The 12,936-nt window shown below is 36.6% G+C and carries 10 protein-coding genes, 1 tRNA gene and 2 pseudogenes; 4 read left to right on the plus strand and 9 right to left on the minus strand.

The genetic code is table 11. The features are described 5' to 3' along the window. The first annotated feature begins 393 nt into the window (after nucleotides 1-393). The 3 genes from AC1M85_RS09950 to AC1M85_RS09960 are packed head-to-tail and all read left to right on the plus strand — an operon-like array spanning nucleotide 394 to nucleotide 2,195. Entirely contained in the window at nucleotides 394-747 is a 354-nt protein-coding gene (locus AC1M85_RS09950) for a hypothetical protein (RefSeq protein WP_488212993.1), read from the plus strand. A 42-nt stretch (nucleotides 748-789) separates the two neighbouring features. Beyond that, nucleotides 790-1,428 (plus strand): DUF805 domain-containing protein, encoded by a 639-nt coding sequence (locus AC1M85_RS09955; protein WP_488212994.1) that lies wholly within the window; start codon nucleotides 790-792, stop codon nucleotides 1,426-1,428. Nucleotides 1,429-1,466: 38 nt separating this feature from the next. Continuing rightward, nucleotides 1,467-2,195 carry a hypothetical protein gene (locus AC1M85_RS09960; protein WP_481610689.1) on the plus strand — a complete coding sequence of 243 codons (729 nt, stop codon included), beginning with the start codon at nucleotides 1,467-1,469 and terminating at the stop codon, nucleotides 2,193-2,195. 56 nt (nucleotides 2,196-2,251) lie between these two features. Here AC1M85_RS09960 and AC1M85_RS09965 read toward each other — a convergent pair whose 3' ends face one another. The 7 genes and pseudogenes from AC1M85_RS09965 to AC1M85_RS09995 form a co-directional block, all read right to left on the minus strand. Continuing rightward, nucleotides 2,252-2,524, minus strand: a complete 273-nt coding sequence (locus AC1M85_RS09965; RefSeq protein WP_488212995.1) for a hypothetical protein — start codon at nucleotides 2,522-2,524, stop codon at nucleotides 2,252-2,254. A gap of 64 nt (nucleotides 2,525-2,588) precedes the next feature. Continuing rightward, on the minus strand, nucleotides 2,589-3,539 hold the full coding sequence (locus tag AC1M85_RS09970) for a YagK/YfjJ domain-containing protein (RefSeq protein ID WP_488212996.1): 951 nt from the start codon (nucleotides 3,537-3,539) through the stop codon (nucleotides 2,589-2,591). A gap of 545 nt (nucleotides 3,540-4,084) precedes the next feature. Continuing rightward, nucleotides 4,085-4,311: pseudogene (locus AC1M85_RS09975) on the minus strand (helix-turn-helix transcriptional regulator). 129 nt (nucleotides 4,312-4,440) lie between these two features. After that, nucleotides 4,441-7,167 carry a hypothetical protein gene (locus AC1M85_RS09980; protein ID WP_488212997.1) on the minus strand — a complete coding sequence of 909 codons (2,727 nt, stop codon included), beginning with the start codon at nucleotides 7,165-7,167 and terminating at the stop codon, nucleotides 4,441-4,443. Between the two features lie 553 nt (nucleotides 7,168-7,720). After that, nucleotides 7,721-8,119, minus strand: coding sequence for a hypothetical protein (locus AC1M85_RS09985; RefSeq protein WP_092766036.1), 399 nt, complete (start codon nucleotides 8,117-8,119; stop codon nucleotides 7,721-7,723). Nucleotides 8,120-8,408: 289 nt separating this feature from the next. Continuing rightward, a complete protein-coding gene (locus AC1M85_RS09990) occupies nucleotides 8,409-9,533 on the minus strand; it encodes a hypothetical protein (protein WP_051586599.1) in 1,125 nt (374 codons plus the stop codon). Next, nucleotides 9,533-10,117 (minus strand): hypothetical protein, encoded by a 585-nt coding sequence (locus AC1M85_RS09995; protein WP_143047385.1) that lies wholly within the window; start codon nucleotides 10,115-10,117, stop codon nucleotides 9,533-9,535. The genes AC1M85_RS09990 and AC1M85_RS09995 overlap by 1 nt, the downstream gene beginning before the upstream one ends. A 353-nt stretch (nucleotides 10,118-10,470) precedes the next feature. Here AC1M85_RS09995 and AC1M85_RS10000 point away from each other — a divergent pair. Beyond that, nucleotides 10,471-11,256 (plus strand): annotated as a pseudogene (locus AC1M85_RS10000) (tyrosine-type recombinase/integrase); the annotation flags it as partial. Nucleotides 11,257-11,373: 117 nt separating this feature from the next. On the opposite strand, the gene AC1M85_RS10005 reads toward AC1M85_RS10000, so the two are convergent. Beyond that, the gene (locus AC1M85_RS10005; RefSeq protein WP_092766035.1) at nucleotides 11,374-12,606 is read right to left on the minus strand and encodes a tyrosine-type recombinase/integrase; all 1,233 of its coding nucleotides are present in this window, start codon (nucleotides 12,604-12,606) and stop codon (nucleotides 11,374-11,376) included. Between the two features lie 163 nt (nucleotides 12,607-12,769). After that, nucleotides 12,770-12,845 (minus strand) — tRNA-Arg (locus AC1M85_RS10010). Nucleotides 12,846-12,936: the final 91 nt, after the last annotated feature.

The raw sequence follows: 12,936 nt of genomic DNA on the forward strand, positions 1-12,936 counted from the left end.
CTACATTGCCAGTCGGTTTTAGCAGACCGTAGATCCAAGCAAGAAATGGCTCAGGTTATTTCTTGGGAATCCTCTCGTCTCCCTTTTTTCTTAATGGTAGGACGGAAGGGGGACACCTACGGGTGTGCTGGTTCCTTGGATCCCAGTCTGCTAACCCCTTTTCGTTCTGCCACCATTAATTAGCAGTAATGCGGTAGAACTTCTTAATTCCAAGGAGTCAACCATGACCAATTTTTCTTATTTATATCCCTCGCCTTCATTGCAGCGAATGAATACCCAACGCTTTTGTATGGGTGTGTATTCACACAAATCAAAATAATTACATTCACCCACATTTTTTGGTGATTACTTTTTAACTTAGCCTTTCTTTGAGGAAGGTATGAGTGTTTTGTCATGAAAAAATTTTGCTTTTTGATGCTCATCATTTTTGGGATAAGTGCTTGTCATTCAGATTCGTCTTCACCTGTATCTGTACGTCTTGACCTCATGCCGAATCAATTCTATATCCCTAACAATCCCTATACCCCTGCTTATTTCAATTCCGTGATTATTCAAGCAACTAAAGATCAAGTCACTATAGAAAACATTGTCATTAATCGTGGGCAATGTCCTTTATCTTCGTGGAGAAAAAACATGTCCACACTGACGTTTGGGCAAAGCTATCAAAGTGTTATCGATTGCCACATTGAGCAAGTCAGAGAAGTCACCGTTAAGACCAATCAAGGTGAATTTACTTTTAATTTTTAACACGCTTTTACATCAATATTTATAAATAATGAGGACATAATAATGAAAGGTAAGATTTTAGATTTTTCAGTACAAGATCAAACAGGTCTAATTCTTGGTGACAATCAACAACGCTTTACATTCGACATTCACGAATGGAAGGATTCTCTCGCTCCAGTACGTGGACTATCGGTAGATTTCGACGTCAACTCAGAACAACAAGCAATAGCCATTTATCTGGATATCCATCAGCAACAACCGAGCCATGCATCTCAAACCCTTGGTTCCGACTCAAATAATACGCTTCAACAAGATGAATCTAGTCAGTCAAACCCATCGTTGTTGGCTAAATTTGAAAAGTCTGAAAATCATTATCGTCAAGCCATTATCGCTTGCTTTAAAAAGTTTGCTGATTTTAAAGGCCGTGCACGTCGTCGTGAGTTTTGGTATTTCGAACTCTTTTCTGTATTGCTCAGTCTTGTGCTTAGTCTGTTTAGCGATAGCTTAGCCACTTTGGCAATGCTCATCACTTTCATTCCAAATCTTGCTGTTAGTGTAAGACGTTTGCATGACATCGGTCGTTCAGGCTGGTGGATGCTCTTGGTCTTTATTCCCATCATTGGCATCTTGTGGCTTTTGTTTTGGGCGACTCAAGAAGGCACTACAGATTCAAATCAATATGGTGAATCACCTAAAAACTAAAACACGATTCTTTATATTACTAATTCAAGGATTTCAGAATGAAAAAAAGAATTTTATTCCCTAGTTTGATCGTTTGTTTGGCATTATTCGGTTGCCAACAAAAAGATACAACGAATGATCAAGTAGACACACAGGCACAACAAAATAGTGAGCCTACACCACCATCGGGAATCAAACATTCTAAATTAGGAATAATGGCAATCGAAAGCTATGCTCAAGCTGAGCTACAAACATTGCTTGATTCTGAATTTCCCAATACCTATACCGCTTTACCTCTTCTCAATGTGCAATATCTTCGTCGAGATGATCAAGGTCTTTATCTCTACTCAAGCAGTTTAAGATTTAAAGAAAATAGTTCAGGGCAAATTCTGGGTTGTGATCAGTCTGAAATATCTTGGAATATTGACACCAATGACATTGGTATCGGACTTCAAGGTAGTTGCTTTAATGCTGTAGATGATCAGACTGAATATTCAGGAGATCATTCATCACAAACTATTCCCAAAGAATCACCTATTAAAATTATCCTTGAGCCTAATCCTGCTCATAACTTTATGTCGATTCTCAAAATTCAATCTGTGGTGGATGAAGTAACGGTACAAGACGTTCATTTAAACCGTGGAAACTGTCCGCTTTACGCAAAAATGAATAGTCCTCGCAAAGTCACTTTTGGCAACTGGATTTCAGTGGATGCCAATTGCAATAAAAATAAAATTATTGAAGTGACGATTTCAACAGATCAAGGTGACTGGATCTTTAAGCCTTAAGAAAACCAAAGTCACGTTAACAACATGGGAGCAATACCACTCCCATGTTTTTAAATTTAGTAAAACTTTTGTCCACAATGTTGGCAATGGAAATAAGAATGTGTCACTGCTGTAGATTGACTCCCCAAGATATTATCTAAAAATCCACCTACAACAATGCCTGCAATACCTCCAACTAATGGTGAGACCGGTAAGCTTTTGGAGAGGGTCGCTCCGATTGTGGCAAATGATGCAGAGGATGAGAAAATATTCTGAGAAGGATGATTTGACGGTTGTGGCATGATACGGACAACATGCTCCGAATGACAGTATGGACAGTTAATTTGCATAAAATATACCTCTATAAAAGACAAAGGCTTATCACTGGATAAGCCTTGAAAGAGAAGATGTTTCTCATCTAGATGATATATATTTAAAGTTATTTCTAAACGATGTACGTTCTCGATATCGACGATCACTACGACGATATTTACTCATACCAAAGGTACGCATTCTCAAGGGTTTAACCCGTAAATACTGCTTGTCCTTTTCAGGATTTACCAAGTAGGAACATACATACTTAGCATTCTCAACCGATCTTAGATCATTTCGGTAAATCATCCCAATGCCTAGCTTCCCCGATTTTCTGAACTGCTCTTTATGCTCCGTACTATTGCAATTAAAGCCATAGCCATCCTGTTTCGTTATCTGCTTCCAGCGCTCAATGACTTCATTTGCATAATAATAATCTTGCTTTTTCACCGCACCGTTATAAATCAACAAAAGATGGCAATGGTAGCCCTTTTCCTCTCCTTGCTCTAATGCCCATGCATAACCCTCTAGATCACTAAAACACCTATCCCCATCCTGAATATATCCTATTAACTTTTGTACATCATCCCTAAATAGGCGAATATCAATGTCAGCATGTTTTTCTTTTACATAGGCTAAATCAACTCTAACAAACAAGAGCTTGCTATAATGTTGAGTTAAATTATCAATATGCTTAAGTAACTGTTCACGATTACGTTCTTCAGCCTGATAGAAATTTTTTTTCTCAACCTCACGCTGTCTTACGAATGTAGTAAAAAATGCCTGAACATCTTCAAACTCCATCTGATAAAGTTGTTCATAGTCAACTTTTCCATTAATGGTGTTTTGCTTCTTTAGCTCAAGGATGGCTTGGATATAGGCGGAATACCAAAGGTTATGATCATATTCAAAATCTATTTCGTTTATAAGAAATTCTAGTTCTCGCTTAAAGCCTTCCCAGCCTATGTTGCCAGAGTGATAAATGGTTTTTTCAACAAAATCTTCTATGTCAATGAATAGCTTTGAATGATTACAAGTTGAAAAGTTTGCCATGGTAAAATCTCCTATGTGATATGACGCTACATAAGAGAAGTGAAATATGTTTTATATTACAGAGAGTCCTAGAATGTTTACCGCTATTAGTATTTCTAGATAATTATGTTTCTTAAAATTGTTTATACGCTTTTTACTAAATACTAGTCATTGCTAATGAATGCAGAAGATTTACTAATCTCCACAAGAACAGCCATAGCACTGTTCAAACAATAAACTTAATAAATCATACTTATATAAACTCTATTAATTTTGTATATGTTATAAATACAACTATAAGTACTATTAACTTAATTAAGTACATGTATTATAAATACAATAATATTAATAACCTACTAAGCAAACGCACATGGACCAAATATAAGAATAGGCACTTAGCCTGCATTTCATCTCATCCATTGAAATATACTCCCATAGGAACAGCGCAGTAGGTGCTATAAATCCTGTTTTGAAACTATTCCCTTAACAATATGGAAGCGGAAGTTATCTCCTGCCAGAAACTTATAAACAGAATGAAGGGAGCCAAAGCTCCCATAAACTCGTACTCAACGGCTATTCAACTTGCTTTCAATCCACTGATGTACTTCTAATGCTGACCAACCAACTCGACCAGTTGTTAAATGTACAGGCTTTGGAAATGTTGGATCATAACACTCCATCTTAACGTTTATAAGCTTGTAAATTGTGGCACGATAATACCAGTAAAGAACACAACTTGCTTTAGGTTGATAATCTGATGCATGGTAAAGGTTTCACCAACAAATGTATTCATTATGAATGCACCTCAATGATTAGACTGAGCTGATTTCGCTCAAATAATCAGGGAGTTCTGTAAACTAATAATAAGATTCCATTTTCAGACTCAATACTATTTTTCTAATGCATTGTTAACTAGGTGTCATTATTTAATGCTATCAAATGCATCTATAGCCCGTTGAATGAATTTAGAGCTCAATTCTTCCATGGAAACAACTTGTTCCTTGTTATCAACCTGTTCTTCATCAATACTCGTAGCTTCTTCAATTTTTGACTGAGCTAAAGTAGTTGCCTGTTTAGGTTTTAAAGGCTTACTTTTTGTAGAAGTCACATGCCCTTTCAAAAACTGATCCATGCTTCTAATACTATGGCCTTCGTCACTCGAGGTAAGATTCTCTAGTATGTCTGATTTCCATTTGCACAATAGTCCATGCCCCGAATAAAAATCAGCAAGCTCAGATTTGAAAGATCGTAATGTTTTACTGTCGTGATGCTTTATGTGTATCAAATCTGCCGATCTAGGTAATGATGTAATCATATCCCTTTGACTAACTCTGAGATTCTCATCTTTAAACACTTTAAGATATAATTGTTGTACTGTTGATGCTTTTTTTCTTTCATCGATCTTCAACTCTTTTACTGTTGATGCCTTTTTTCTTTCATCGATCTTCACCCCTTTTATGGAAAGGTACTTCCGCCAGTATTCAATTACTTTTGCTCTAGTTTGCTTAATGCATTCTTTATTTTTTTGTTCATCATAATCGGATAAGGTCTGGGCACTAAAAATCAATGTAATATCAGCATTCAACACTTTGTCTATAAATATGCGTGTACCAATATAAGCAACCAGACTCTCGCCACTTATTTTTCTGGTACGCTTCAGATTTTTTAAAAAATCCGTGAGCAACGTATTAAATGCAGTAATGTTGTCCTCTGCGGTAAATGCTTTATTCGGTTGATAGGAAAACACCAACCGAAAAGCAAACACATCTTGGATGATTGCTTTGTTTAAATAGTCCTTTGCTTTAGCTTGATTGCGTTTGACACTGACAGCTTCCTCCTTCTCAATTTCAAAAAAGGATGACCTTTCTTTTACACCATCAACACGGTAATGCTCTAAATCTTTATAACGGCCTAGGCAAAACTTCAAGTCTGCTCTTCCATACCGATTGATTTTAAAACCCCATGGATTCTTTATAAACAGTTGTAGAAAAAGTCTTACTCGCCATCCAACAAAAGCTAGGTTTGCTATTTGTTCTTTTAAGCTAAGACCAAGTTGCTTTAACTGCTGTCCAATATGCAAATACTGTTTTGCTTGCTGTGATAAACATTTCAATGGAGATTTTTCAATCTGACTTTGTGGCAAGTATTCTTCAATCATTGTCTGAACTGGGTTGTGCTGAACCAACCGCATGAAGTGCTCAATAGACACAAATAACTGCACACAATTCTCTTGCTCTCTCCACGATAAAGGCAACATGTTTTTGTATTGTGAATAAACTAATTCTAACAGCTTTAAATCATCCTTGGCCTGTTTCGGTAAGTTATTATTTTTCCAAATCTGCTTAGCTTCTACACTGAAGTCCAAATTAATAAAATCATCAATTTTTTCAACACACGCTTCGATCTGCTCACGATCCCGCCGAAGATTGACATTGTGGTCATTACTTGGAGATCTTTTAATTGCCATGAATGAAACTGGATGTTCTAGATGTTTATCTACGTAAATACTATCCGCTACCCGTACCAAATCAGGTTTAAGGAAAGAATCGACACGGTAGAAGTAGCCAAGCACCCAATATTCAAATGCCTTTCTTTCAAACCTAGAACGAGCTTTTATAACTCCTTTATAACTAGAATCCAATGATTGAATTAAACAGCCTAAATCTTGTATATCAACTTTAAACGGCTTATTACCCAAATCCTCATCTGCATCCATCTGTAATTCTAAATCTTTCTGTATAACGGCTCGTATCTTTCTTGAATCCAGCTTTTGATTTTTAAATAATAATATCCACTGCAACACAAGACTTGAATTTATCCCTATCTCAATACGAGAATATTCAGCAAGCAACCCATACCTTTCAACCAGTAGACGAAAACAACCTCGTAATTCGATTCGCTTTCTACTTAAAGCCTGCCACTTTCTACCAATTGTATGTTCCTGTGGCGTCAAGGTGATCTCAAAACACATCACCCTTGAAGACTTATGGATTGCTAGAAACTCGTTAAATTGTCTTACCCCCTCATCAAATTGCTTATAAACACCCAAAGTTAGTTCTTCGGTAAGACAGGTGGCTACCTCGGAATCAATATTTTCTGATTCAGCAAGTTCTTTTGGCGCAGTCTGCCCTACATGTAAAACACTCAAATACTTTTCGAAGAAATCAAAAATAGCTTCATAGGGAAATGTTTCAACTTGCCATCTTTGTCCCCTTTTCCAAAAAAGAGTATCAGGATACCTCTCAAGGTACGCGATATAGGATGCTACATTCTTACTAAAATTGTGCGTTGGCTGTGCATATTTGATTAAATCACGCTCAACACGTAAATCCTCATAAAACGTTATAATCTGATTTAGTCTTTGCTGATCACCATGTTCTTGAGCAGATAAAAACTCATCCCTTGTCGGATAAGCTCGCTCATAAACTAAGCCAAGTTGACGTTCTAGATTTTCTAACAGACATATTGTTTCGTAAAAAATGCCCTCTGAAATCTCTTTGCCATGTTCTTTATAGTTTATCCATTTTTGGTTGTATCTTTTTTTTAGGAGAAGAAAAAGATCTTCATTACTAATCAAATCCACATCTGAATCGCGACTCACAACTTTATTATCATCATTTTTTAGCTTGTTCGTATGCACTTCAGACACCTCTTCATTCAATACAATTGATTAATTATCTTAAAAATAAAATACACCAAGTCAAATAAATAGATATGAAAAGCCAATATAATACTAAAATCGTGGTATTTAAAGAGGTATAAACTTACACCACCTTCTTATAAAGATTAAAATTCCAATATATTAATACATTAATTCCAATAGAATAATTCATCAAATCCAATTTATGTCTATTTAAATTCCAAGTAATAAATTATAGTTTTATAGGAATAGATTTGTAATGACAGACTAGTTGCCCCCGACCTTCTACATCATGATATGCAACAATACCCTTTTGTGGATGATGCGAGTGATCACTCAGAGTAAGTTAAAAATGTCCGTATGATTCAATACAGCGACTTCTTAAAATGGCTTAAGCCCCAAAAGAATTTAGATCAATGATATGTTTTATCCCCAACTAGCTTTAAGAGCGCCACGCAACCTAATTAAGAAAAGTGTGTTTAGAAGAAAGTTTGACACAGGCTAAGAGTTTAAGATCATTCTATGAAGAGCATACTCATTTCTATATCTGTCTAATAAAGTATTAATAAAGATCAAATAAAACTGCTGTAATATAGTAAACCTCAGTAGGTTTTAAACATTTATCATAGAAAATAAACTCATCTGAACTTTGTGGCATCGAGGCATAGCCACTTAAATCCATATTAATAACTCCACCCACCCCGACTTCTTGCCATAATGGTGTATGCAGTCGCATATCAATCACTTTGACACGCTCATCCTGATAAGCGGCTAAACCCACTTCTGGAATTTGATGGCTATAAACAAAATCATACTCAGGATTAAGTTGATCAAGAGATACAAAAATCGCTGTCTTGCTTTCCGTATACACCACAAGCTCCGCTAACACATCCGACCATCGTGTTTCATCCAATGCGGCATCATAGATCATACCGATCAGTTTACTTTCCTGTTCTACCATATCCCCACCATAAAAATTAAATCTCTTATCTTTTCAATAAGATTATTACTTTTTGTTATTTTAGAGAATGTGGTATATTTGGTGGAAAGTCAAAAAAATGTGGAATATACAACACAACTCTAAGAGTGTTTAAAATAAAAATCCAATAAATAAAGCCACCATACTATCTAGATAATAATAAGGTGGCTGATGAGAGAGGAAGAATCTGACATAAAATGTCATTTAAAACAAAATTAAAACCATGATTTATCATTTGTAGATATTCTGGTTTAGGTGAAAATTAGTATAATTATTTTACATCACAACTAAAGCGTGTTGCCTGAACAATCAATTGCTCAGCTGGACAACTGACATTGACAGTCACATCATCCCCTACGCCGATACAGGCATTGTTCAATAACCAATCAGACCTAGAGGTATGTCGCCAATTTGACTCGGAAGGACAACGATAGCGTACTTCCTGTAACCTACAAGCATTATAGACATGTTTAGGGCGTTGTGCTTTGCCAAGTACTCCTACAATACGTGTACTTTTTCCACCGTGACAACTGATTGCCCCAACTCGTGTTCCTGCTCGAATAGCACGATTATAATTTTCCGCCTGCTGTTTTTTCTGAGCTTCTGCGGCTAATCTTAAGTCTTCCTGTTTTTTACGCTCAAGCTCTTTTTGGCGTTTTTCTTCCTCCTGTTTTTTGACTAAAGCCTGCTGTTTCTGTTCAGCCTCTTGTTTGCGCTGTTGTTCTTGTTTCTTCAAAAGCTCTTGTTCATCTTTTTTCACACCTTCTTTTGATTTATCAATACTGCTACTTTTTTGTGAAGAAAATGCATTAGACGAAGTACTCCTTGTTTGATTTACTTGCTCCATATGCTGTCGTTGTTGCTGAGCATTACTTATCGTCTTAGAGATACGAGCATTAAAACGAATACGGTCATTTTCAGCTTGTTGCATTGTACTATTCAAAGTATTTAAACCATGAAGTGCAGCATTTGCCCACATCTGTTGATTTGCTTGTCTTTCAGCCGCTGCTTCGCGTCGCTGTTGTATTTCACGTGCTTTTCTTTCACTTTCTACACGTAACTCATTTTGTCGCTCTGCATTCGTCAACGCTAAGCTGCGCTCTAGACGTTGCTTATGCCAGTCATCTACACGTTGACCAGCTTTAAATTCACAAGAACTATTGATCCATTCAGATTTACCCAATTCTGTTAAATAGAGCGTACGACAGCTTCCTTTACCATGGGGAATACCATCTTTGAGTTGCCCCCTAAACCAATACGTTGCGTATTTATAATAGCCATCTACATCTTTTTGCTTATTTTGTAAAGTAAATTGAGGAATGGGAGGCGGAGATGTATTACTTGTACATCCCACAAGTCCCATAAATATGATCATTATCATCAAATGACGAGACATTATGGAGCTCCCTGCGTTAAAACAGACATTACTTTACGGACCCGGATATTAGCTGAGGTCTGCGCATGGGTTTCATTCATACTTTTACTTGCAAAAAGATACGGTATAACGAGCCAACCATTGCTCACGATTCGATAATCCAAATAAGCAGTTGTTGATGCAATCTGCATCCCATTTTCATACATCGTGAGCTTACAGCTTTCTTCCGAAGTTTCATCATTTGCAGGGAATGTTCCTGCGGTGATTAACCATAAAAAACCTGTAAGAAATCCAGAATCCTCACTCCAACGATCTTGTTGACAAGCCACTCTTAAAAAGTATCCATGAGTAGATGGCTGATCTAAGTTTGTACGTTTGACTGAAGAAAATAATTGTGTGGCTTCCCATGCTCTAATGTCAGCATTTACATAACTGTGACTGGATAATTTTTGAAAATAGATTTCTAAAGGCTGTTCTTTAGTAATATTCAAATTAAGTGATTGCGATATTGTAGGAGCTTTCCGCTCATGAACACCTAATGTTGCTTGACAGGCTGTTAAAGCAATCCCCACCAATACAACTAAAACCCTTGAAAGATATCTCATATAACTCCCCGATCATCTAAATTTAGAAAAAATTCAATTTATCATCTGTATTTAAGATTCTACATCACCAAATGGAGATATCACTGCATTTTTTCTAATCAAATATAGATGCCAGTCAATTAAACTGACTAGCATTGGATACGGACTTTTTTAATTTAGACGAGATGTAATGCCTTACATCATGCCAATTAATAATCTAACCTTCACTAAATACAAATTACATTACAACCTATCCAATTGATTTAAATATATTTTTATTCTAACTTTCCATAACAATGTGATACATGCAATTACCAATTTTTGTGAGTAAGATTGTGAGTAAGCACTTTCTAAAATACCGTTACTCACATCACATGCTAAACGATCTTAAAATCAAAAGCTTAAAGCCACGTGAAGAATTATACCGCGTGGCTGATCACTCAGGACTCTGTATAGAAATCCGCCCGTCTGGTAGCAAATTCTGGCGTTATCGCTACCGATTTCTTACTAAAGCCAAAATGCTCACAATCGGTCAATATCCCGAAATTACTTTAGCATACGCTCGCTTGAAAACAATGGAATATCGAGAACAACTCGCTAAAGGAGTAGACCCAATAAGCCACCAGAAAAAAGAACGCCTTGAAGCAATCAAAGCAAATAATGGTACATTCCTTTTAGTCGCCAACGAATTTATGAATTCTCGAAAAACTCAACAATCAAAGGAATGGGAACAACGCCGCAGCAGTTATTTTGAGAAGGATGTTTATCCTCTTATCGGTAATAAACCTATTCATGAGATCGACTCGATTGATATTAAAAATGTTCTTGATAGCACTATGGCAAGAATCAAAAAATCAGGAAGAGGTACAGGGGAAGTTAAGGGAATTTTTGTTAGGCAAATAATAGGTGAAGTCATGGAATATGCCATTATCACAAAACGTATTTCTATTGACCCTACCTACATCCTTAGAAGCTACATAAAGCAGCCAGAAGTAACTCATGCCAGACCCTTGACTGAATCTGAAAAAAGAGAACTTATGTCTAAGCTCAATACATACGGTGGCTCTACTAGTACAAGAAATGCTATCAAAGTGGCAACATATACATGGCTTAGAAGCATTGAAATACGTCGAGGCAAAAATCTACATTTTGATGTGGAGCATATTGAGGGGTAAGCACATAGACAAAAAATAAGCCCCTGTAAAAACAGGGGCTTATTTGAATATTTGGCGGAGATGGCGGAAACTGAATTCGCTTGCTACATTTAAGCTTACTGATCAGTCCACAGTCTTATACATTAACTTATCTAAATAATCAGACCATGCTTGCATCATAACCGTACGTTCTTCTAAGTATTTTGTACGGTTGTATGCTCTTCCATGCATATCACGAACCTGATGAGCAAGTTGCTGTTCAATCCGTTCGATAGGAAATTTTAATACTTCATCTAATAGAGTTCTGGCAGTCGCTCTAAAGCCATGACCTGTCGTTTCACCATTTTCAAAACCATATTGCTTTAATCGTTTGTTAATAGTTGACTCGCTAATCGTTTTAGACTGATCTCGCATCGACACAAAGCAATACTCCGTATAACCTGTTATCTGGTGCAATTCTTTGAACAAGGTCATAACTTGATCTGACAAAGGAACAATATGCTGTAATGCCGTTTGATTCTTTGTCTTTGAAGGGGTGTATTTCCAAACTCGATTTTCAAAATCAATGTCTGCCCACTTCGCTCCTCTTAATTCTCCTGGACGCACAAAAACATGAGGTAATATTTTCACGGCATAATCTATCGCGATATCACCACGGCCAACACTATTATTAATATTCCTCAATAACTGTCCTAGCTTTTGCTCATCTGTGATCGCTGATCTATGCTTGGTTTTACCAACTTTTAAGATCCCACTAATTTGATCTGCCACGTTAAATTGACACAAGCCTAAAGCAATCGCATAACGGAAGACTTGGGATGCTTTGCTTCTCATGCGCTTTGCTGAATCTGTCTTACCCTGCTTTTCGTAAATACGACAAACTTCTAAAATTTGTGATGGAGTAATACTATCTATTGGATAATCCCCAATTGCAGAATACAACTTACCCCAAACAAATTGATTCCGTCGTTGAGTACTAGGCTCCAACTCCTCTGTCTTTCTATATTCATCTGCGATTAAACCGAAAGTATTTTGGCCTAATTTAGCTTCTTCTTCATTTTTCTTCACAACCGCTGGATCTATATTTTGGGCGAGTAATTCTCGACATTCAGTTCTTTTTGCTCGTGCATTTAGCAACGATACCTCTGGGTATGTTCCAAAAGAAATGCTATTACGTTTTTTAGTGATTGGGCGAGCATAGTCCCACCTCCAATATGAGTTACCATTCTTATCAATGATAAAAAACAATCCTTTACCATCGGCTAGTTTGATTTGAACATTGGTTGATAACTTTTTATGTGCATTTACAGCTGAACGAATCTGTGTATCTGTCAGATTTACAATTATTTTTGGCATTTTTACGGTAAGCCTTTGCAATAATTTTGAAATTACCGCAAAAATTACCGCAAAAAACTTAAATAACCTAAAACATGCTCGGACTGTATCGGACAAGATAAAAACATAAGTTGTTTATTTTTAATGATTTTCGTATTTATTCGGATGAGGTAAAACAGTGAAATGGTGCGCTCAGCGGGACTCGAACCCACGCCACAGGCTTCGGAGACCTGTACTCTATCCAGTTGAGCTATGAGCGCATTTTAGGAAGTGCGCACATCATAACAAAAAAATCTCTAAGGTAAAGCAACTATATATCTTTCGAATTTTTAGTGCTCATGCTTTATACAG

This window comes from Acinetobacter sp. 24-47-64 (assembly GCF_057737055.1).